Source organism: Amycolatopsis sp. WAC 04182 (assembly GCF_003947465.1).
GTDB lineage: Bacteria > Actinomycetota > Actinomycetes > Mycobacteriales > Pseudonocardiaceae > Amycolatopsis.
This window is the reverse complement of the sequence record NZ_QHJJ01000012.1, coordinates 40,213-60,811: the sequence shown is the minus strand read 5'-3', so window position 1 is coordinate 60,811 and position 20,599 is coordinate 40,213. Positions and strand designations below refer to the sequence as shown.

Sequence of the window (20,599 nt, the reverse complement as noted above, 5' to 3'; positions counted from 1 at the left end):
CCCTCAGGGTAGGCAAGGAGGCCTTCACGGCGGGTACCGGACGCCGAACCACTGCTCGGCGTCGTACTCCTCGAACCGCTCCACCTCGGTGAAACCGAGCTTCGCCGCGACGCGCATCGAGCGTTCGTTGGCGGTCTGTGTGCAGAGCACCACCGGCTCGCCGGGAAGCGCTTCGGTGAACCAGTCGAGCGCCGCCGCGCACGCCTCGGCGGCGTACCCACGTCCCCACGCCCGCGGCAGGATCAAGTAGCCGAGTTCGGTTTCCCCGGCATCCGGGCGAATGTGCCCCGGACGCTCCGCGTCGCGCTGGTCGAGCGTGATCATGCCGATCATCGATCCGTCGAGTTCGATGACGAACAGCCCTGGGCGCCGGCCCGGAATCTCGGGTCTCGTGCGCTCGAGTTCGTCACGCGGTCGAGCGCCGCCGATGTAAGTGCCCACCTCCGGCGAGGCGAAGAGCTCGATGAACGCCGCACGGTCCCGGGCCTCGGACCCGCGGAGCACGAGTCGCTCGGTCTTGATCGGGGCAGGCGGCCAGGCGACGTGACCGAGCTTCGTCATGGGCGGCAACCTAGCGCACGCGTTGCTCCGGTGCCTGGAAGCCGCCGATCTCCTGCTCGAGCAGTTCGGCCAAGCGCAGCGGGGTGCGGTCTTCGAACATCGGGCCGATGAGCTGCGCCCCGACCGGCAGGCCCTCGGGGGATCGGCCCGCGGGTATGGCGGTGGCGGGCAGGCCGGGCATGGTGGCCAGGCCCGCCCAGACGAGTTGATCGAAGTACGGGTACTCGACTCCGTCGATGTCGATGCGCCGTTCCATCGGATTCGGGTGGTGGTCGTGCGGGAACGCGGGCGTCGGCGTGATCGGGCAGACCACGGCGTCGAACTCGGCGAAAAGCCGCCGCCAACCATGACGGTGGGCTTCCCGGCGCTTGTCCGCCTCCATCCAGTCGCTGTGGCTGAACAGCATGGCGCGCAGTCGCACGGCGTCAAGGCTCTGGTCGTCCGCGTCGGACCGTAGCTGCTCGAGCGAGTCGATGGGGAAACGCGCGACGGAGCCCGAAATCAGCAACTCCATGTAGAGCTTCGCGGCCTCGGCCAGGTCAGGCAGCAACGGACTGCGCCGCGCGACGCGGGCGCCACCGTGGACAAGCGCGTCGGCCACCAGGTGCACTCCCGCCCGCACGGCGGACCCGGTCGGAATGAGCGGATGGTCGTCGAGGACCAAGACCCGGAAATCACGGAGCCGTTCGTGACGGGCGGGCGGTAGCGCCGAACGGTGCGCCACGCCGTGCGTCAACGGGTCCGGCCCGGCCATGACGTCGAGCAGGAGCGCGAGGTCGCGGGCGGTGCGCGCCATCGGACCGACGACGGCGAGGTCGAAGTCGGCCGGAAAGGCAGGCTCGGACGGCGGGACCATGCCGCGGGCGGCCGCCAATCCGAGCGTCGGCTTGTGCGCGTAGACGCCGCAGAAATGCGCGGGAGTGCGCAGCGAGCCGGCGAGGTCGGAGCCGATGGACAGCGCGCCGAACCCGGACGCCAGCGCCGCCGCCGATCCGCCCGAGGACCCGCCCGGCGTGCGACCGTGATCCCACGGGTTGACGGTGGCGCCGTAGATGTCGTTGAAGCTCTGGATGTCCTGAAGCCCCAACGGCACATTGGTCTTGCCGAGCACCACCGCGCCCGCGGCCTTGAGCCGCGACACCTGAACCGCGTCCTCGGCGGGCACGTAGTCGCGGTGCTCCGGCATGCCCCACGTCGTGGGCAGCCCGGCCATGTCGTACGACTCCTTGACCGTCACCGGGACGCCGAGCAGCGGCCGGTCCTCACCACGCGCGCGTGCCTGATCGGCTCGGTGCGCGGCGGCCCGCGCGTGATCGAAGTCCGGTACGCAGATCGCGTTGATCGCCTCGTCTTCACGCTCGATCCGGGCGATCGCCTCGTCGGTCAGTTCCGCCGATGTCACCGCACCGGTACGCAACGCGGCAATGATTTCTTCGGCCGTCTGAAAGCTCGATTCCATGAATTCGAAGCTATCGGCGTGCTCATGGGGGCACGAAATTCCGGGCCATGCAACAGAAAGAGCACTTCGTGGACTTGTTCTGCGGCCGTAGGTGGATCGGCGCAGGTCACGGTGCTGAAAGTGGGTCGGCTCCGCCTGTGCGGGCCATGAAATGCCGCCTTGTGCAACGGGACGGACGTCTCAATTCGCGTTGGTCGCGCTGCCGGACTTTCCCTCTTTCGAAAGAGGTCGGATCCCGTGTGGTGTCCTGCCCATGCTGGCTTCGATGGCACGAATGGGGATCCGGCGATGGCCGGGACCGCCGGCGCGCCGAGTGACGGCGTCGCCGTCGAGGCGAAGAGGGGGCATTGGCAGTGGGCGCACTCGCGCTACTGGTTCGTGGACGGCGTCAGCATGTGGGCCGCCCGCGCCAGGCACTGGGAAACACGCGATCAGGCCCGATTCGGGATCGGCCGGGCCTGATCGCGCATGTGGGTGTCAGTTCGGCGGCTGCTGAGTCGGCGGGTTGGGCTGGGGTTGGCCTGCCTGGGGGTAGCCCTGCTGCGGCGGCTGGAAGCCCGGCTGTGGTCCCGTCGGGTAGTTGACCGGCCCGGGGTTCGGCGCGAAACCGGCCGGATGCCGAGGCGGATGGCCGCTCTTGGCGACCGCGATGGCGACCAGGAGCCAGGAGAGGAGCGCGACGGCGTCGAGCGGGATGCCGACGCCCATGAAGATCCATTGGATCTCGTCGACGGAAAGGCCGCCGGACGAAGCCCAGGACGGCACGTTCACCGACACGAACCGCCAGATGATGCCCGCCGCCGTCGCGACGAGCATGAGCACGAAGGCGGCCACCATCAGGCCGGACACTCCGCGGGAGCGGGCTTTGATCGAAAGGATCAAGCCGAGCAGACCCACGACGAGCTGCAATACCCGCGGGATGACGTCGATGCTCGCGAACGTAAAGGTTGACATGCCTGCCTTCCACAGCTTTCCGCCGGAGCTCGTGACGTCCGGACCGCGCCGAGGTGATCCTAGGTGGTGGCAACGCTTCACGTGGCGGGTTCAGGGAAGGACGAAGGTCGGGTACACGTGGGCGGTATGACCGATCGTGTTCCGTGGCAGGCCGGCGCCGTGGTCTTCGCCAGCCGTTTCCCCGCCGTGTTCGGGCACTTCCTCGTGGCCCCGGTCGATCGAACGGCTCTACGTGCTGTCCTTGGGCAGCCAACAAGCCAACAGGCATGTCCACTGGCACCTCGCGCCTCTACCACCCGGCGTCCCTTACGAGCAGCAGCAGACCGCGGTGTTCGACCCGGCACGCGGCTACTTGGACATCCCCGAAGACGACCTGGCCGACCTCGCGCGCCGTCTCGGGGAGCGTCTGACCGGTTGGTCGGGAGAGGGGTGTGTGGAAATAGGGACGTTCAACGTCCCTATTTCCACACACCCGTCACCTCAGAGCGGGTTGTGCGCCCCCAGCGGCGCGGTGCAGAACGGCCCGCCGACGTACTCCGCCGCGATCCCGGTCGGCGCGGGCTTGTCCGCCAGCTGATCCGCGTACGTCTCCGCGTTGTCGAGCGACTTGTAGCCCAGCGCTTCGGCTTCGGCGAGTGAGTAGACCCGGCGCGTGTTGTCCGAGACGCCCCAGATGAGGCGGTAGCCGGGGGAGGGGTAGTTCAGGCAGGCCTCGAACAGGCGCGCGCCGTCGTCGGGGGAGAGCCAGGTCGTCAGGCCGCGCGGGCCGAGGACGAGCGGGCTTTCGAAGCAGGAGCCGATCCGGATGACGATCACGTCCATGCCGAACCGCGAGTGGTACAGGCTGCCGAGCGCTTCGATGGTCGCCTTGCTGACGCCGTAGTAGGTGTCGGGCCGGGGTGTGGAGTCGGCGGGGAGGCCGTCCTCGCCTGCTTCGTCGTTGCGGCGGAAGCCGACGGAATGGTTGCTGGAAGCCAGGATCACGCGCGGCACACCGGCGGCTCGCGCGGCTTCGAGGACGGTGTGGGTGCCGTTGATGTTGACGTCGAGAGTGGCTTCCCACGAGTTCTCGCGGCTGTGCCCGCCGAGGTGGATCAGCGCGTCGACACCGGCGCAAGCCTTCGCCATCGCCTCGGGATCGGTCACCGACGCGGTGATCAGCTCGACGCTCTCGCCGGCCTCGGCTTCGGGCTGCGGAGCCAGGTCGAGCAGCCGCAGCACCCGGCCGGAACGGCGCAACCGCGGCCGCATCAGGGTGCCGACGATACCCGCCGAGCCGGTGATCAGGACGCGCTGGTCTGCCATGGGAACCCCTTGTCAGTGAAGGAAGTACGGAAGGATCAGCGGATGCCGGCGCGGCGCAGTTGCTGGCCGAGTTCCGCGGTGATTTCGGCGAGGAGTTCGCCGACGCGCCGGGCGTCGGCGTCGGTGACCTCGGTGACCGGCATGGAGCAGCTGATCGCGTCGGTGCCGGGGATGCGGTACGGGATCACGGCCGCGACGCACCGGACGCCGAGGCTGCCTTCCTCGATTTCCGCCGCATAGCCGCGTTCGCGGGTCTTCGCGCATTCGGCGTGCAGCGCTTCGACGGTGGTGATGGTGTTCGGGGTGAGTGCCGACAGCTCTCCGGTCAAGAGCCCGTCGATCTCGTCGTGCGTCAGTTCGGCCAGCAACGCCTTCCCCAGCGCGGTCGCGTGGGTGGGCAGCGTGCGGCCGACGCGGGACACGAGATGCGTCGAGTGCCGGGACTCGCGCGTCTCCAGGTAGACGACGTCGGTGCCCTCGCGGCGCGCGAAATGCGCGGTGTAGCCGGTCTTCTCCCGGATCCGTTCCAGTGCCTCGGTCGCGTACGGGACGACCGGGTCGCGGTCCAGATAGGCCGTGCCGCAGATCAGCGCGCGGACGCCGAGGCGGTAGCGGGCGGTGTTGGTGTCCACCTCCAGCCAGCCTGCTTCGAGCAGGGTGCGGAGCAGCCCGTGCAGGCTCGACCTGGGGAATCCGGTCCGCGCGTGGAGGTCCGACAGCGACAGCCACACGTCGTTCGCGGCGAAGGTCTCGATGAGGTCGATCGCCCGCCGGGCCGATTTGACCCCGGCGGGTTCGGCGGCGGGCGCGCCGTTCGCCACGGTGACAGCGGCTTCCTGCTGTGGCATCCGCGCTCCTCCATCCGGCCGTTGACTTGTGACTCCGGCCATATTAGCGTCCCGAACAGCGTTCTTATGGATGAACATAATCACTATAACAGACTCCGTTCATGAATGTGAACAGGTCGGGCTGGGCCTTCGTGAACGCGGAAAGGAGTCAACGGTGCACGTACTCGACTGGGCGATGGTCTGCGCGTATTTCGCGTTGATGGTCGTGATCGGCTGGTGGTCGCACAAGCGGATCCACGATGTGAAGGACTTCTTCACCGCCGGCGGCCGAATGCCCTGGTGGCTGACCGGGATCTCGCATCACATGTCCGGCTACAGCGCGGTGCTGTTCGTGGCCTACGCGGGCGTGGCCTACACGAGCGGGATCACCGTCTACTTCTGGGGCATGGCCAGTATCGGCATCGGTGTCGGTATCGGCAGCTGGCTGTTCGCCGCCCGGTGGAACAGGCTCCGGTCGAAGCTGGGGGTCGCGTCCCCGCTCGAGTACCTCGCGCGGCGGTTCAACGTCCCGACCCAGCAGGCGCTCGCGTGGAGCGGAAGCCTGCTGAAGATCTTCGACATCGCGGCGAAGTGGTTCGCGATCGCCACGATCCTCAACGTCTTCGCCGGGGTGGACTACACCTGGGGCATCATCATCACCGGTTCGGTCACGCTGGTCTACTGCACCGTCGGCGGTCTCTGGGCCGACGCGCTCACCGACTTCGGCCAGTTCGTGATCCAGGCCATCGCGGCCATCGCCATGCTCTGGGTGGTGCTGGGCAAACTCGGCGGCGTCTCCGGTCTGTGGACGATGTGGGGCGATCTCCCGCCGAGCCACCTCAACCCGACGACGTCGAAGTTCACCACGGTCGTGTTGCTCGTCTATGTGCTCGTGAAGACGCTGGAGTACAACGGCGGTATGTGGAACCTGGCGCAGCGCTACATGGCCGCGCCGGACACGCACGCGGCACGCCGGGGCGCGCGGCTCTCCTCGATCCTGTACCTGGTGTGGCCGCTGTTCATGATGTTCCCGATGTTCGCGGCTCCGCTGCTGATCCCGGACATCCAGAACCCGGACAACGCCTACGCGATCATGACGACGACGTTCCTGCCGCCCGGCCTGATCGGGCTGGTGCTGGCGGGCATCTTCTCCCACACGATGGCGATGGTGTCGTCCGACGCGAACGCGATCTCCGCGGTCATCACCCGTGACATGCTGCCGGTGCTGGTCAAGAAGACCCGGCGGTGGACCGAGGCGCAGGGGCTGCTGGCCGCCCGCATCACGACCGCGATCTTCATCGTGCTGACCATGGCGGTCGCCACGCAGGCCCCCAAACTCGGCGGTGTGCTCGGCATCGTGGTGCTCTGGGTCGCCGCGCTGATGGGCCCGATCTCGGTGCCGCTGCTGCTCGGCATGCTCCCGTGGTTCCGCCGGTCCGGCTCCCGCGCGGCGCTGATCTCGTGGGCGGGCGGTCTCATCGCCTACGCGATCGCCTATTACGGCTACAACGCCACCCTCGCGGTCACCGTGTCCACCCCGATCCTGGTCTCGCTGGGGTTGTTCATCGGGCTCGGCTACCTCATGCCCGAGCGCAAGGCCACCACCGACGAGCTCATCGACACGATCGACCGCGACGACGACGTCCTACCCCGCAAGTCGCAGGACGGCACCACCGTGCCCGCCTGACCGGGCCCGTACCCGGGACCATCCACAAAGAACGAAAGAGAAATCCATGGCACAGCCCAAGATCGAACTCGACGGCCTACTGGCGTTCCCCTTGACCCCCTTCACCGAGGGGCTGGAACTCAACCTCGACGCGTTCGCGGAAACCGTCGAGAGCCACGTGGCCGCCGGAGCCGGCGCGCTGTTCGTCGCCTGCGGTACGGGCGAATTCAGCTCGCTGTCCCCGGACGAGCACGCAGCGATCCTGCGCAAGGCTCGTGAGGTCGTCGCCGGGCGGGTGCCCGTATGGGTCGGGGCGGGCGGCGGTGCGGCGACGGCCCGTGCCGGGATCGCGGCGGCGGAGGCGGGCGGCGCGGACGGCGTCCTCCTCCTGCCGCCCTACCTGGTCACCGGTCCGCCGTCCGGGCTCGTCGACCACGTCCGGTTCGCCGTCGGCGAGTCCTCGATCCCGGTGATCGTCTACCACCGTTCCACCGGCGTGTTCACCCCGGACTCGGCCGTGGACCTGCTCGGCATCCCGTCGGTGGTCGGCATCAAGGACGGCTTCGGCGACGTCGAGCTCATGAGCCGGATCATCACCACGATCCGCTCCGCCGGCACCGACCGGGCCCGGGATTTCCTGTTCTTCAACGGTCTTCCGACGGCGGAGGTCTCCGCGCGCGCCTACGCCGCGGTCGGCGTGGCGCGGTACTCCTCGGCCGTGCACTGCTTCGCCCCGGAGATCGCGGCCCGCTTCCACCGCGCGCTCGCGGAGAACGACGACGCCGTCATGGAGGCGCTGCTCGCCGGGTTCTACCTGCCGCTGGTGGCGCTGCGGGACGAGGGGAAGGGCTTCGCCGTGTCGCTGGTCAAGGCGGCCGCGCGGCTGCGGGGTGACAAGGTCGGCTCGGTCCGGCCGCCGCTGGTCGAGCCCACCGCGGACCAGATCGCCCGCCTGGCGAAGATCATCGACGACGGGTTCGCCGTCCTCAAGTCCGTCGAGGCCGGTGCCTGAAGATGAAGGTTCTCGACGTCGTCCTGACCCCGGTCGCCTTCGCCGACCCGCCGCTGCTCAACGCGATGGGCGTACACGAGCCCTTCGCGCTGCGCGGTGTCGTCCAGCTGATCTGCGAGGACGGTGTGGTCGGCCTCGGCGAGTCCTACGGTGACCTCGCGTTCCTCGACCAGGTCCGGAAGGTGCTCCCGGAACTCAAGGGGCACGACGTGTTCGACCTGCCCGGCCTCCGCCGGAAGGTCGCCACCACCCTCGGCGAGGTCGTCTTCGCCGACGCGCACGGGCTCACCGGCGGTTTCTCCGTCAGCAAGACCGTCGCCAGCGTGTACTCGCTGTTCGAGGTGGCCGCGCTCGACGCGCAGGGCCACTACCTCGGCAGGCCGGTGGTGGACCTGCTCGGCGGCAAGGCGCGCGACGCCGTCGACTTCTCCGCCTACCTGTTCTACAAGTTCGGCGCCCACATCGGCGCCGAAGAGGACTCGTGGGGCGAGGTGACCACGCCGGAGGCGCTCGTCGGCGAGGCACGCCGCATGGTGGAGGAGTACGGCTTCGGCTCCATCAAGCTGAAGGGCGGCGCGTTCGACCCCGACCAGGAGATGGACGGGATCCGCGCGCTCGCGGACGCGTTCCCGGACCACCCGCTCCGCATCGACCCGAACGCGGCGTGGACCGTCGAGACCGGGATCCGGGTCGCCGAAGAACTCGACGGCGTCCTGGAGTACCTCGAAGACCCGACGCCGGGTATCGAGGGGATGGCGCGGGTCGCGGAGAAGGCGAACATGCCGCTGGCCACGAACATGTGCGTCGTGCGCTTCGCGGACATCGAGCCGGCGTTCCGGCAGCGAGCGGTCGGCGTAATACTTTCGGACCATCATTACTGGGGTGGGCTGCGGGACACCCAAGCCCTCTCGACCACGGCGGAATGCTTCGACGTGGGGCTTTCCATGCATTCGAACAGTCATCTCGGGATCAGTCTGGCCGCTATGGTGCACGTGGCCGCGGCGACGCCGCACCTGACCTACGCCTGCGACACCCACTGGCCGTGGAAGACGGCCGACGTCATCGCCCCGGGTGCGCTGGAGTTCGCCGACGGTGCGGTCGCGGTGCCCGACAAGCCCGGGCTCGGGGTCGAACTCGACCCCGACGCGCTGGCGCGGGCCCATGAAGACTATGTCCGAAGTGGACAGACCAAACGGGATGACGTGACCTATATGCGGAAGTTCGTCGGAAGCTTCGAACCGAATACGGCACGGTGGTGACGAGGTGAAGGTCACCGGATACGCCTACCCCTGGGACGTCGTCGACGATCCCGGCTTCGTCGAGCGGGTACGGGAACTCGGCGTCGACGAGGTCGCCGTCGCCGTGTCGTACCACAGCGCCCGCGCGGCGACGCCCTGGTCGCCCGAGCGCACTTCGGTCGTCGCGCGCCACGCGGCGCTGTACCGGCCGGTGCGTGAGGAGGCGTGGGGTGAGCTGAAACCCGCCGAGCCGGACTGGGTGGAAAGCCGCGACAGCGCGGGCGACGCCGTCCGGGTGCTGAACGAGGCGGGTGTCCCGGCGGCGGCGTGGCTCGTGCTGACCCATAATTCGCAGCTGGGCACGGAGTTCCCGGACTACACCGTGCGCAACTGTTTCGGCGAGCGGTACCCGTGGGCGCTGTGCCCAGGTCAGCCCGCCGTCCGCGAGTACGCCGCGAACGTGACCGCGGAGAGCCTCGCCGGGCTCGACTTCGCCACGGTCGTCCTCGAGGCCTGCGGTCCGCTCGGCACCGTGCACCAGCACCAGCACGAGAAGACCGACGGCGTCTGGTCGCCCGCGGTGGCCCGGCTGCTCTCGATCTGCTGCTGCGACGAGTGTCTCGACGCTTGGGCCGCGGCCGGGCAGGACCCGGCGAAGGCGCTGGGCAAGCTGCGGGCCGAGGTCCGGCGGCTGATCGACAGCGGTGACCTCCGGGCGACCGAGGACAAGATCCTGCCCACCCTGCGGCAGGTCCTGCTCGACACGCGGCAGCGGGCCACCGACGCCCTCCGGCGCGAAGTGCTCGCGAAGATCCCGTCCGGCCCCCGGATCGTGCTGCACGGCGCGATGGACCCGTGGGTCACCGGCGCGCTGCCGGGGCTGACGCCGTCGGCCCCGGACGACGTCGACGCGGTGGTGCTGCAGAACTGGGCACCCGGCCGTCCCAGCGTCGGCGCCGTCGCGGCGGCACGGGCGAAACTGCCGGAGAAGGTCGCCGTCGGCAGCTACATCACCGCGGTGGCGGCGAGCCCGGTACCCGACATCGAGGCCTACACCATCGAACTCGGCAAGGCAGGCGCCACCGAGCTGCACCTGTACCACCTCGGCCTCGCCGGCCCGGGGCGCTGGGCGGATCTCATCGCCGCCGTCAGCGCCGCGCAAGAACTCTAGGAGACGCAAGAAAAATGAGCCAGGCAACGGATCCCGCCACGCTCGACCAGATCCTCGCGGCCGCCGCCGATGCGGCAGGCACGGCGGCGGCCGCGACCCCAGCCCAGCGCGCCGGATGGCTCAACGCGGCCGCGGACGCCCTCGACGCCGCCGCCGACGAGCTGATCGAGCTGGCCAACCGGGAGACCCATCTCCCGGCTTCGCCGCGACTGCAGGGAGAGCTGAAGCGCACGACGTTCCAGCTGCGCCTGTTCGGTGAGGTGCTGGCCGACGGCGCGTTCCTCGGCGCCACCGTGGACCACGCGGACGCCGCGTGGCCGATGGGGCCGCGGCCGGACATCCGGCGGCTGCTCACCTCGATCGGGCCGGTGCTGGTGTTCGCCGCCAGCAACTTCCCGTTCGCGTTCAGTGTCGCGGGCGGGGACACCGCGTCGGCGCTGGCCGCCGGCTGCCCGGTCGTGCTCAAGGCGCACTCGGGGCACCCGGAGCTGTCCGCCCGCACCGGCGAGATCCTGCGTGGGGCGCTGGTCAAGGCCGGTGCGCCGGAAGGGATCTTCGCGGTCGTCCACGGCCAGCAGAACGGTGTCACGGCGCTGAAGGACCCGCGGATCCAGGCGGCGTCGTTCACCGGTTCGGTGCCGGGCGGGCGCGCGCTGTTCGACATCGCGACCTCGCGGCCGTCGCCGATCCCGTTCTACGGCGAACTCGGCAGCGTCAACCCGGTCGTCGTCACGCAGGCCGCGATCGACGCGCGCGGTGAGGCGATTGCCAAGGGCTACGCGGGTTCGTTCACCCTCGGTGCCGGACAGTTCTGCACCAAGCCGGGGCTGCTGTTCCTGCCCGAGGGCCACGGCCTCGAAGACACGCTGCGCGAGGCCGTCGCGGCGATCCCGGCGCAGCCGATGCTCAACGAGCGCATCGCGGCCGGATTCGCCGACGGGCTGGCGAAGCTGAGCGAGGTCGACGGCGTCGAGGTGCTGTCGGAATCCGGTGGCGCGGAAGGGATCTCACACGGCGCGACGCTGCTCGCCACCACCGCCAAGGCCTTCCTGGCCGACGCCGACACCGTCCGCGAGGAATGCTTCGGCCCGGCGTCGCTGATCGTCACCTACACCGATCAGGCCGAGCTGATCAGCCTGCTCGGGGTGATGGAACCGGGACTCACGGCGACCATCCAGGGCGAAGAGTCCGATGTGGACTGGATCCGCCCGGTGCTGCCGTCGCTGACCCGGGTCGCCGGCCGTCTGCTGTGGAACGACTGGCCGACCGGTGTCACGGTCACCTGGGCACAGGAACACGGTGGTCCCTACCCGGCGACCACCGCGCCGACCAGCACCTCGGTCGGCACCGCCGCGATCGAACGCTTCCTGCGACCGATCGCCTGGCAGGGCTTCCCCGACGCGCTGCTACCGGAACCGTTGCAGGAGAACAACCCGTGGGACCTGCCCCGCAGGATCGACGGGAAACGCTAGAACCTCGTGAGTGGTAAGGACGGCTAGAACCGTCCTTACCACTCACGAGACCCACCACCCGCCGCCGCCCCTGATCCCGTCTCGACCCCCTTGGGAGGCACCGTCATGTCCGGATTCGGTCACTTCGACAGGAGAACGGCTTTGCGGGGAGGCGCGGCCGCGGCCGCTTCGGTGGCACTCACGACCGCACTCGCGAGCCCTTCGACAGCGCAGCCGGCGGCCGCGGGGTCGTCGTCCGTCGTCTCCGGCTATCGCGAACTGCAGACCGGGATCGACCGGCCGTCGGCGGAACGCACCGCCGCGCTGGCGAACCTGGACCGGGTCGCGAAGTCCTACCACGACAGCATGACGGTCGGCGGCGGTCCACTGTGGAAGGACCTCCCGCTCGGTCCCGGCAGCGAGTTCACGACGTCGATGTACGCCCGGCTCCGCGCGATCGCGGTCAACTGGGGCACCCCGGGCGGCGCGCTGGCCGACGACCCGGCCGTGCTCGCCCGGATCAAGGGCGCACTGGAAGTGTTGTACACCAGCGATCAGTACAGCGAGAAGACCGCCGAGATCGGCAACTGGTACACCTACGAGATCGGTATCCCGCTCTACCTGCTGCACATCCTCGCGACGGTCGCCGACGAGCTCACTCAGGACGAACTCGGCAAGTACCTGAAGCCGGTGTTGAAGTTCTCCGGCGATCCGAACCGCCGCACCAACAACCCGAGCGTCGTCGAGACCGGCGCCAACCGCGCGGACAAGTCGATGATCTCCCTCGTCTCCGGCGCGATGCTCGGCGACGTCGAACGGATCAAGCGGGGCGTCGGCGCGTTCACCGACGTCGAAGGCGGGGGAGCGGCGAGTGTCATCGCCAAGCTCCACCGCGCGGCGGGCGACGGCTTCCACGCCGACGGCTCCTTCCTGCAGCACGACTCGGTGCCGTATCCCGGGCACTACGGGATCGTCCTGCTCACCGCCGTCGCGTCCGCGATCCACGTCACCCAGGGTACGGAGTTCGCACTGCCCGCCGACGTGTGCGACGCGGCATACGCGCTGGTCTCCGACACGTTCGCGCCGTTCGTCTACGCGGGCGCGATGATGGAGTCGGTCCGCGGCCGGTTCCTTTCGCGGCAGGGGGAATCCGCACACGACATCGGGCATCAGCTGACCGGCGCGGTCGTCCTGCTGGCGCGGTCGGCGAGCGGGAAACGCAAGGACGAACTCGGCGGCCTCGCCGCGAAGTGGATCACCGAGGACACTTTCGCGCCGTACCTGGAGATCCCCGATCCCGAACGGTTCGCGCCGGGGCCGGATCTCGTCGGCATCCCCGGCATCGAGTTCGCACAGGAGCTGCTGGCGACCAAGATCCGGCCGGCACGGACGGTCGCGACGCATCGCGTGTTCGGCCAGCAGGACCGGATGGTGCACATCACCGAAGGCTGGTCGGCCTCGCTCGGCGTCGCCTCGACCCGGATTTCGCGGTACGAGTCGATCAACTCGATGAACCTGCACGGCTGGTACGTCGGTGACGGTTCGCTGTATCTGTTCCTGCCCAAGGCGAAGGGACATTTCACCGACGCCTACTGGCCGACGGTCGACCCGCTTTCGCTGCCGGGCACGACAACCAAGACCGGTCCGACGCCGAAACTGGAGTCGGTGCCGCTGACGAGCAAGGATCACTGCGGCGGCGTCCGCTGGGACGCTCGGCACGGCGCTCACGCCCTCGACTTCGTTTCCCAAGACGGCACACTGACCGCGAAGAAGTCGTGGTTCTTCACGCCGTCGGGTGTGCTGTGCCTCGGTGCCGGGATCACCGACTCCTCCGGTGAGCGCGTCCGCACCACGATCGAGAACCGCAACCTCGGCGAGAACGGCTCCGGTGTCCTGCTGGCCGACGGCCGTCTCGTCGGCGGCTCGGAGACCTTGCGGCGCAAGCGATGGCTGCACCTGGAGAAGGTCGGCGGCTACATCCTGCTCGACGACGCGGAGGTCACCGCGTTGCGCGAGGACCGGACGGGGACCTGGCGCGACATCGACAAGGGCGCCAACACGAAAGGCACCACGGTGCCCTACACCCGGCGCTATCAGAAGCTGGTCATCGAACATGGGGCCAGGCCCTCGAACGCGAGCTACGCCTACGCCGTCCTTCCCACCGCGTTGGTGCTGGAGACGATCGCCTCGGCCTGGTCCTGGCGCGTGCGGTCCAACACCGCGACCGTGCAGGCCGTCCGGCTGTGGGACGCGACCCTGCTGGCGAACTTCTTCGCCGCGGGCTCCGTTGACGAGGTGTCGGTGTCCGGTCCTGCGTCGGTGGCGCTCGGCCGGACCCGCGACGGCTGGCATTTGGCCGTTTCGGACCCAACGCAGCGGCAGGACGTCCTGCGCGTGACCGTGCGGCGCAAGACCTTCGAGGTGCCGGTGAAGGGCACCTTCGGCGCCACGCAGGTGGTCCGCGTTTAGCCGACTAACTGCGGGTCGTTCAGGTCAGGACCTTGTCGTGAAGGGGACTTTCACTGCATCGGATGCGGTGAAAGCTCCCTTCACCTCTCCATGCTTGCCAGGGGCCGTGTCGCGAAAGCCACTTTCGGGACATCAGACGTCGCGAAAGTGGCTTTCGCGACACGCTCGGCCATGAGCACGCCATGATCGGCGGTGGTCTCACCGCGCCGCGTTTGGTCGACTAACTGCGGGGCCATTCAGGTCAGAATCTGGCCTGAATGGCCCCTACGGTCACCTCATGACCGACATCGAGCAGTTCCGCATCGACATCCCGCAGTCCGATCTGGACGACCTGGCCGACCGCCTGGCCCGCACCCGCTGGCCGTCGGCGCTGCCCGGTGCCGAGTGGAGCAGGGGTGTTCCGGTCGCGTACCTCAAGGAGTTGGCCGAATACTGGCGAGACGGCTACGACTGGCGCGTGTACGAGAAGCGGCTCAACGACTTTCCGCAGTACACCACGACCATCGACGGACAGCGGGTCCATTTCCTCCACGTACGGTCGCCGGAGCCGGACGCGATCCCGCTGATCATGACGCACAGCTGGCCGAATTCGATCGCCGAGTTCCTGAACGTCCTGGGGCCGCTCACCGACCCGCGTGCCCACGGCCTCGACCCGTCGCGCGCCTTCCACGTCGTCGCGCCGTCGCTGCCGGGCTTCGGCTTCTCCCCGTTCCCCGAGCCTGCCGACGAGCGGCCGTGGGACATCGCGCGGGTGGCGCGGACCTGGGCGGAGCTGATGAGCCGCCTCGGTTACGAACGCTATGGCGCACACGGGAACGACGCCGGAGCGCTGGTGACGCCCTGCCTCGCGGTGCTCGCGCCCGAGCGGGTCATCGGCTCGCACATCACGTCCGGGCTCGGCGTGCCGACCGGCGATCCGGCCGAGTTCGAGGGGCTCACCGAACGGGATCAGGCGGATCTCGCGGGGCTGCTGGAGCGCTTCGCGGGCGGCAGCGGATACGCGCCGTACCTGACGAACCGGCCTCAGACGCTCAGTTTCGGCTTCCTCGATTCGCCGGTCGCGCAGCTGGCGTACCTGGTCGAACGGTTCAAGGAGTTCGACGGCTGGCCCGAAGGCGCGGTGCCCGCCGAGCCGATCGACCGCGACCTGCTGCTCACGAACGCGACCCTGTACTGGCTGACCGGGACCGGCGGCACCTCGCTGTGGCCGTACTACGAGGGCGCGGCCGCGATGCCGATCGACCAGACCGCGGTGCCGACCGGCGTGTCCCACGGCGGGCCGTCCGCGCTGCGCACGATCGCCTCCCGCAAGAACGACCTCGTGCGCTGGGCGGATCACGAAAGCCCCAGCCATATGGTCGCGATGGCCGTCCCGGACGACGTGGTGGCCGAGCTCCGGGAATTCTTCGGAAATCTCGCGAAGTGATGTCGAGCGGTGGTCGTCGGCTCCGACCCAGGGGCGAAGCTAAAGTGCGAACGACCCCATGGAGGACCTGATGACCACCTCGTTCGAGACCGTCACCTCGGCCGACGGCACCTCGATCGCCTTCGACCGCACCGGGCAGGGCGCACCGGTGATCCTGGTCGGCGGCGCGTTCAACGATCGGACGACCGTCGCCGGCCTGGCCGCGACGCTGGCCTCGGACTTCACCGTGCTCGCCTACGACCGGCGAGGGCGAGGTGACAGCGGCGCGGGTGCGGTCTATTCGGTGGAGCGGGAGGTCGAGGATCTCGCCGCGCTGATCGAGCATGTGGGTGGTTCGGCGGCGGTGTTCGGGCACTCGTCGGGCGCGGTGCTGGGCCTGGAGGCCGCCGCGAGAGGCGTCGCCATGACCAGCCTCGCCGTGTACGAGCCGCCGTATGTCGTCGACGACAGCCGTACGCGGCCCGCGGCAGACCTCTTCGATCGCGTCCGGGCCTTGATCGCCGACGGCGACCGCGACGGCGCGGCCGAGCTCTTCCTGGTCGAGGGAACGGGCACCCCGGCCGAGGTCGTGAAGGGCATGCGGGACGACGCGATCTGGGCCTGGTTCACCGGTCTCGCCCACACCTTGCCTTACGACCTCGCGCTCTGCGGTCCCGGCAACGTGCTGCCCGCGGACCGGCTGGCCAGGATCGCGGTCCCGACGCTCGTCATCGACGGCGGGGAGAGCGACGCCTGGATGCGGGCAGGCGCCCGCGCGGTCGCCGACACGGTCCCCGGCGCGCGCCACGCCACCGTCGAGGGACAGGACCACGGCGTCCTCCACCAGCCGGAGACCCTGCGCGACCTGCTCACCGGGTTCCTCAGGTGACGACCTTCAGCGGTTCGGGGGACAGGCCCATCGCCGCGTAGTGGTCTCGTGCGGCGCGGGTCTGCCCCAATCCAGTGAGCGCGCGGGCTTCCTGTAGCCGGTAGCCGATCCGCCTCGCCGTTTCCAGCGCGAGCCGGTGCTGCTCTAGGCCCGCCGTCGTTTCGCCGAGGGCGAGGCAGGCGGTGCCGAGGCTGTTCGCCGCCATCGCCAGCAGCAGCGGATGGTTGAGCCGGGTGAGGATCGCGCACGCGCGTTCGGCCTGCTCGCGTGCCTCGCCCGGGCGGTGGGCGAGCAGCAGGGCGTCGGCGAGGTCGATCCGGCTCCACGCCTCACCGAACAGGTAGCCGAGATCCCGCGAGTCGGCGATCGAACGCTCGATGGTCTCGAAGGCTTCGTCGAAGTGGCCGAGCCGGGCGAGGACGAGGCCGAGCTGGGCCGAACTCAGGATCGTGCCGCGGTCGTCCTCGCGCAGCGCCACCGACCGGCGGGCCGACTCCAGCGCGTCGTCCAGGTCGCCGAGGACCTCCTGCGTGTTGCTGAGGTTGGTCCACAGCGTCGCGGCGGCGTCGGTGCTGCCGTCGGCGACGGCCAGGCCGTCCCGATAGAACCGGATCGCTTCGGCGTAGTGGCCGAGCATGCTGTGCAGGGCGCCCGCCCGGGACAGCGCCATCGCTTCGGCCACGCGGTCACCGGATCTCCGGATGACGTCCAGCCGCTCCATGGCGCAGTCCATCCCGTCGGTGAGCCGCCCGTTCTCCCAGAACGCCAGGGTGAGGTTCGCCAGGCTCAGCTGGATCGCGTGCGGATCCCCGATCCGGCGGGCGGCGGCGATCCCGGTCCGCGCCACGGCGAGCAACTCGTCGAGATGCCCGCGCTCCCGGAGGTGTTCCGCGGTGTCTTCGGCGATCCGCCAGGCGTACTCGTCGAGACCGGCGTCGAGCGCGTGACGCGTCACCGCGACCAGGTTCGCCCGCTCCTCGCGGTACCAACCGGGGCCCCCGCCGTCGCGATAGTGATCGAGCAGCCTGGTCGTCGCAGGACCGGATTCCTCGTCACGCGCGAGGGTGCGGGCGTGCTCGGCGATCAGGTCGTGGAACGCGTAGCGGCCCAGCGTGGGCTGCCTGAGCAAGTGGGCGTCGAGCAGGTCTTCCAGCAGGCGTTCGGCCTCGTGCTGGCCGGTGCCTGCCAGTGCGGCCGCCGCGGGGACCCCGATGTCGGTGCCGGGATTCCGCCCCAGCAAACGGAACATACGCTGCTGCGCGGCATCGAGTTCCCGATAGGACAGTGCGAAAGCCGCTGCCACGTCGCGCCCGGCGACCTTCAGCTCGGCCAGCCGGTCGTGTTCGGAGCCCAGCCGTTCGGCCAGGGTGTGAACAGTCCACTGTGGACGATTCTGCAACCGGGCCGCCGCGATCCGGATCGCCAGCGGCAGGTTCCCGCACAACGCGGCCACGCCCGAGTCAGGTCGTCCGGACGCCGCCGCGAACAGGGCGCCCGCCTGTTCGTCCGGCAGGACTTCGAGGCTGATCGACGCGGCACCGTCGACCGCGGCCAGGCGGCGCCTGCCGGTGACCACGAGCGCGACCGTGGCGGAACCCGGCAACAACGGTTTCAGCTGTTCGGCGCTCGCGGCGTTGTCGAGCACCACGAGCAGTGACCGGCCCGCCGTTCTGGCGCGCCAGAGCTCGGCCCGCCGATCCGCGCCGCCGGGGAGCCTGCTCGCCGGGATGTCCAGCTGGCCGAGCAGAGCTTCGAGCGCCGCCTCGGGCGAGAGCGGTTCGCGGGCGGGGGAGTGTCCGTGCAGATCCACGAACAGCTGCCCGTCGGGGAAGTCGGCGGCGAGCCGGTGCGCGACGTGGACGGCGAGCGAGGTCTTGCCGACCCCGGCCATCCCGTCGACGGCCACCGGGCGGCCGAGCCGGACGGCGTCGAGCAGACGGCCGATCTCGGCTTCCCTGCCGGTGAAATCCGGGACGTCGTAAGGGAGGAAGCAGCGGGTCTTGCCGTATTCCGGCTCGTCGCGGAGGATCCGTTCGTAGAGCTCGCGCAGCTTCGGCCCGGGTTCGATCCCGAGTTCCTCCACCAGCCGCGTCCTCGCCTGCCGGTAGACGTTCAGCGCGTCGGCCTGCCTGCCCTGCTGGTGCAGCGCGCGCATGAGCAGTCCGGCGAACGGCTCACGGAGCGGGTGTTCGGCGACCAGCGCCGTCAGTTCGGCGACGGTGTCCTCCCCGGCGGAGATCTCTTCGTCGAGGCAACGCTCCACAACGGACAGACGGCGCTCGTCGAGTTCTTCGGCCTCGCCGCGCAACGCCATACTGTCCACACCGGACAGAGCCGGGCCGTGCCAGCACGCGAGCGCTTCACGGAACTCACCGCGCGAGACGTGCTCCTCGAACGAGCGCAGATCGAAGGCGAGCGGGCGCAGGACGAAACCGGGTCCTTCGGCGGTCAGGACGTCTTCGGCGGCGCCCTCGGCGACGAGTGCGCGTTTCAGCGCGGTGGTGAGATTGCGGATCTGCCGGGTGGCCGTGGCGGGCGGATCCTCGTCCCAGACGACGTCCACCAGCCGGGAGACCGAGACGACGCGATCGGCGCCGAGCAGCAGCGCGGCCAGGATCCGCTCCTGCCGCGAGCCCGCCAGCTTCAGCGCCCGCGCGCCGCTGCGGCACTGCACCGGACCCAGTATCCGAAACTCCATCGCACCCCCTTCCGCGAGGTTAACCGGCCGCCCGCCCGCACCGGTGCGGAAGTGATGCAGCTGTGATGCGCCTTCCGGCGAACCTGCTGGTGTACGGAATACGGGATGTGGTGAGGAGAACCCCATGCGCAAGCGGTATTACGCGGCGTTGGCCGGGCTGGTCGTGGCCGCGGCGGGAATCGGCGTGCCCGCTGCGGCGGCGGCCGGGGAGCAGCAGGCCGAGGCGGAGCGGCAGGCCTGCCAGCGCGCGTTCGACCGCGCGGTCTGGGAGGACATGGACAGCTTCAACAAACGCGACGAGGCCCGCTACCGGGCGATCATCCACCAGAACATGGTGACGGTCGGGCGCCGGGGACAACTGTTCATCGGCTACGACGCCAACGTCGACCCGGTGGTCAACGAGCAGTTCAAGGTCCCGTACGAGTACAGCATGCCGTGGACGGTGACCCACACCGTCGTCGAGGACTGCAAGATGGGCTTCGCGATTCTCGACGCCTACTACAAGGTGCCGTCGCAGAACGTCGACCGGCACTACACGATCAGCCTGACGCTGGTGCGTGAGCACGGCAAGTGGCAGGTCATCAAGGACACCGTGACCGACGTCGTGCCCTGAGGGGGATCGTGAGTGGTGAGGACGGTTCTAACCGTCCTCACCACTCACGAGGTGACCCTACGGTTTCCGGCCCACCCCGGCGTACGGCAACGCGTTGATCTCCGGATCCTCGGACATGTCGCCGGCACCCTGGGGGTTCCACATCGCGCAGCCGACGACGCCGGGTTCGATGACGTCGAATCCGGCGAAGAACGACAGCACCTCGTCGTGGGTGCGGGGGATGGGGTCGTTCTGGGTGCTCTTGTACGCCTCGATGGCTTCGTCGAGGCCGCTCGAGTTCGCGTCGGCGGCGACATGCGAGAGGGCGAGGAAACTCCCGGGCGCGATCCGGTCCCGGTAGCGGGCCAGTATCGAGTGCGGCTCCCACGAGTCCGGCACGAAATGCAGCAGCAGCAACATGAACAGGCCGACCGGCTGGTCGAGGTCCAGCAGCTCCTTCGTTTCGGGCGCGTCGAGGATGTCGTTGACGTCCCGCAGGTCGGCCTGGATCGCCGCGCACCGGTCGTTGCCGCGCAGCAGCAGTTTGGCGTGGGCCACGGCGACGGACTCGCGGTCGACGTAGACCACCCGGCAGGACGGATCGGCCCGCTGGACGATCTCGTGGAGGTTGCCGACGGTCGGGATACCGGAGCCGATGTCGAGGAACTGCCGTACGCCCGCGTCCACCATGTGCAGCGCGGCGCGCCGGAGGAACGCGCGGTTGAGGCGGGCCGCGTCGCGGATTCCCGGCATGATCTTCAGGATCTGGTCGCCGAGGACCCGGTCGGCCTGGAAGTTGTGGTCGCCGTTGAGCCAGTAGTCGTAGACCCGGGCGGGATTCGGGACGGTCGTGTCGACCTCCGGGGGTACCCAGCTCAGGTTCGAAGTCACCGTCGTCGCCG

At 69.4% G+C, this 20,599-nt stretch carries 17 protein-coding genes; 10 read left to right on the top strand and 7 right to left on the bottom strand.

The window, feature by feature from the left end; all coding sequences use genetic code 11:
- Positions 1-24: 24 nt before the first annotated feature.
- Complete coding sequence (locus tag DMH01_RS41875; RefSeq protein WP_125684995.1) at positions 25-561, bottom strand: GNAT family N-acetyltransferase; 537 nt, start codon at positions 559-561, stop codon at positions 25-27.
- A gap of 10 nt (positions 562-571) precedes the next feature.
- Positions 572-2,020, bottom strand: coding sequence for an amidase (locus DMH01_RS41870; protein WP_125684993.1), 1,449 nt, complete (start codon positions 2,018-2,020; stop codon positions 572-574).
- 288 nt (positions 2,021-2,308) lie between these two features.
- On the opposite strand from DMH01_RS41870, the gene DMH01_RS42835 reads away from it, so the two are divergent.
- Entirely contained in the window at positions 2,309-2,482 is a 174-nt protein-coding gene (locus DMH01_RS42835) for a hypothetical protein (protein ID WP_158633297.1), read from the top strand.
- Positions 2,483-2,497: 15 nt separating this feature from the next.
- Here the strand turns inward: DMH01_RS42835 and DMH01_RS41865 are convergent, their stop codons facing one another.
- The 3 genes from DMH01_RS41865 to DMH01_RS41850 all read right to left on the bottom strand — a co-directional run bounded on the left by DMH01_RS41865 (position 2,498) and on the right by DMH01_RS41850 (position 5,127).
- Positions 2,498-2,974, bottom strand: a complete 477-nt coding sequence (locus DMH01_RS41865; protein ID WP_125684991.1) for a hypothetical protein — start codon at positions 2,972-2,974, stop codon at positions 2,498-2,500.
- Positions 2,975-3,454: 480 nt separating this feature from the next.
- The gene (locus tag DMH01_RS41855; RefSeq protein ID WP_125684989.1) at positions 3,455-4,279 is read right to left on the bottom strand and encodes an NAD(P)-dependent oxidoreductase; all 825 of its coding nucleotides are present in this window, start codon (positions 4,277-4,279) and stop codon (positions 3,455-3,457) included.
- Between the two features lie 35 nt (positions 4,280-4,314).
- Positions 4,315-5,127, bottom strand: coding sequence for an IclR family transcriptional regulator (locus DMH01_RS41850; RefSeq protein ID WP_125684987.1), 813 nt, complete (start codon positions 5,125-5,127; stop codon positions 4,315-4,317).
- A 154-nt stretch (positions 5,128-5,281) separates the two neighbouring features.
- Between DMH01_RS41850 and DMH01_RS41845 the strand changes: the two genes are divergently transcribed.
- The 8 genes from DMH01_RS41845 to DMH01_RS41810 all read left to right on the top strand — a co-directional run bounded on the left by DMH01_RS41845 (position 5,282) and on the right by DMH01_RS41810 (position 16,407).
- Positions 5,282-6,793 (top strand): sodium:solute symporter family protein, encoded by a 1,512-nt coding sequence (locus tag DMH01_RS41845; RefSeq protein ID WP_125684985.1) that lies wholly within the window; start codon positions 5,282-5,284, stop codon positions 6,791-6,793.
- Positions 6,794-6,839: 46 nt separating this feature from the next.
- Positions 6,840-7,784: a 5-dehydro-4-deoxyglucarate dehydratase gene (locus tag DMH01_RS41840; protein ID WP_125684983.1), complete on the top strand. Its 945-nt coding sequence runs from the start codon at positions 6,840-6,842 to the stop codon at positions 7,782-7,784.
- 2 nt (positions 7,785-7,786) lie between these two features.
- Positions 7,787-9,043, top strand: a complete 1,257-nt coding sequence (locus DMH01_RS41835) for a glucarate dehydratase family protein (RefSeq protein WP_125684981.1) — start codon at positions 7,787-7,789, stop codon at positions 9,041-9,043.
- Positions 9,044-9,047: 4 nt separating this feature from the next.
- Positions 9,048-10,193: a hypothetical protein gene (locus DMH01_RS41830; protein ID WP_125684979.1), complete on the top strand. Its 1,146-nt coding sequence runs from the start codon at positions 9,048-9,050 to the stop codon at positions 10,191-10,193.
- Between the two features lie 14 nt (positions 10,194-10,207).
- Positions 10,208-11,665: an aldehyde dehydrogenase (NADP(+)) gene (locus DMH01_RS41825; protein ID WP_125684977.1), complete on the top strand. Its 1,458-nt coding sequence runs from the start codon at positions 10,208-10,210 to the stop codon at positions 11,663-11,665.
- A 105-nt stretch (positions 11,666-11,770) separates the two neighbouring features.
- On the top strand, positions 11,771-14,113 hold the full coding sequence (locus DMH01_RS41820; RefSeq protein ID WP_125684975.1) for a polysaccharide lyase 8 family protein: 2,343 nt from the start codon (positions 11,771-11,773) through the stop codon (positions 14,111-14,113).
- Positions 14,114-14,390: 277 nt separating this feature from the next.
- Positions 14,391-15,539 (top strand): epoxide hydrolase family protein, encoded by a 1,149-nt coding sequence (locus tag DMH01_RS41815; protein WP_125684973.1) that lies wholly within the window; start codon positions 14,391-14,393, stop codon positions 15,537-15,539.
- A 58-nt stretch (positions 15,540-15,597) separates the two neighbouring features.
- Complete coding sequence (locus tag DMH01_RS41810; protein WP_125684971.1) at positions 15,598-16,407, top strand: alpha/beta fold hydrolase; 810 nt, start codon at positions 15,598-15,600, stop codon at positions 16,405-16,407.
- Here the strand turns inward: DMH01_RS41810 and DMH01_RS41805 are convergent.
- On the bottom strand, positions 16,400-19,105 hold the full coding sequence (locus DMH01_RS41805) for a BTAD domain-containing putative transcriptional regulator (protein WP_125684969.1): 2,706 nt from the start codon (positions 19,103-19,105) through the stop codon (positions 16,400-16,402). The two genes, DMH01_RS41810 and DMH01_RS41805, sit on opposite strands and share 8 nt — an antisense overlap.
- Before the next feature lie 124 nt (positions 19,106-19,229).
- Here DMH01_RS41805 and DMH01_RS41800 point away from each other — a divergent pair, with 124 nt between their 5' ends.
- The gene (locus tag DMH01_RS41800; RefSeq protein ID WP_125684967.1) at positions 19,230-19,718 is read left to right on the top strand and encodes a hypothetical protein; all 489 of its coding nucleotides are present in this window, start codon (positions 19,230-19,232) and stop codon (positions 19,716-19,718) included.
- A 57-nt stretch (positions 19,719-19,775) separates the two neighbouring features.
- On the opposite strand, the gene DMH01_RS41795 is transcribed toward DMH01_RS41800, so the two are convergent.
- The gene (locus DMH01_RS41795; RefSeq protein ID WP_125684965.1) at positions 19,776-20,588 is read right to left on the bottom strand and encodes an SAM-dependent methyltransferase; all 813 of its coding nucleotides are present in this window, start codon (positions 20,586-20,588) and stop codon (positions 19,776-19,778) included.
- Between the last annotated feature and the right edge of the window lie 11 nt (positions 20,589-20,599).